The organism is Streptomyces jumonjinensis (assembly GCF_009600885.1).
In the GTDB taxonomy this organism is placed as follows: Bacteria; Actinomycetota; Actinomycetes; order Streptomycetales; family Streptomycetaceae; genus Streptomyces; species Streptomyces jumonjinensis.
This window is the reverse complement of sequence record NZ_VCLA01000168.1, coordinates 2121-3378: the sequence shown is the minus strand read 5'-3', so window position 1 is coordinate 3378 and position 1258 is coordinate 2121. Positions and strand designations below refer to the sequence as shown.

Annotated in this window: 1 protein-coding gene; it reads right to left on the bottom strand. The window is 70.6% G+C overall.

The window, feature by feature from the left end; translation table 11 throughout:
- On the bottom strand, positions 1-696 hold a 696-nt coding region (locus FF041_RS38135; protein ID WP_194292163.1), incomplete at its 3' end, for an ATP-binding protein.
- Positions 697-1258: the final 562 nt, after the last annotated feature.

Genomic DNA, 1258 nt, shown 5'->3' with positions numbered 1-1258 from the left:
CAGAGCCCCGAGCAGCAGGGGATTGCCGCCCGTCGCCTCGTAGCAGGACGCGGCGAACGCGGCGGGCACCGGGACGCCGAGCCGTCGCTCGGCCAGTCGCCGGGTCCCCGCGCGCGACAGCGGCAGCAGCCGCAGCCTCCGGTGGTACGGCAGCCGCAGACACTGGTCGTGCAGCGAGGAGGGAGCGCGGCGCGGCGCGGTCTCGGCGAGGACCAGCAGCACCCGGGCCGAACGGATCCGCCGGGCGAGGAACGCCAGCGCCTGAGCGGACTCCTCGTCGATGAGCTGGACATCGTCGACGGCGACGACCAGCGGGCGCTCCCCGGCGGCCGTCAGAGCCCCGGCCCACAGCTCCCGGGCGCCGAGCGCCCCCGCCGGGCGGTCTTCCCGGCGGTGGCCGTCCTGCCCGCGCGGTGCGACGGGCTCGGCGCCCCGGGCGAGGCCCGGCACGCCGTACAGCAGTCGCCGGACCACGCCCATGGCCGGCTCCTCCCCGGCCGGGAGTCCGCTCGCTCTGAGCACCATGGCGCCCGACGCCGCCGCGTCCTCGGCGAAGACGTCGAGCAGGGTGCTCTTTCCCGTGGCCGGGGGGCCGCTGACCCAGGCGACGGACCCTCGGGAGTTCCGGCAGCCGTCGAGCAGAAAGCGAAGACGGTTCCGTTCGTCGTCGCGTTCTTCGAGATACAGTTTGATCATCCCCCTGAGTGCGCCGAATTCCGCCCTGCCGCGGTGCTCCGCCGCTATCCGTTCACCATGCCCGCTCACGCCGGTGAATCGCCCCCTTCGTGCGGAGAGGGCCGCGAGATCGCTTTTCCGGAGTGAGGCCGGATGAGCTATCGCGTCATGGGCCGATGAGGTGAAAGGGCGAAAGGGAAGAGGAATGAACCCTCCGCCGGACGAGGGGAGGAATCGCCGGCCGGTGTGGACTTCCGGCGGCCCGGGAGATGTTCCGGCCGGGGGAGAGCGGAGGCGGATCCCGTATCCGGCGGCAACCTCACGCTGAGCCTCCCCGGGGTGCGTTGACGCATGAGGGTCGGGCGCGATGGCGCACATCCGTCTCTTCCCCACGCGGATGGTCAGAAGGATCATCACTCCTTCGAGAGCGGGTGTCAAAACAAGATCAGTACTCGCGGCAAAGTTGGTCAAAAACTCAAATAGTGTGTTCTGTAATGCCTTTCTTCCGGTGAATGGGGGTCCGGCCCGGTCGGCCGATACGCAGGGAGCGGAGCGCCGTTCGGCGGCGGGACGTGAACAACAC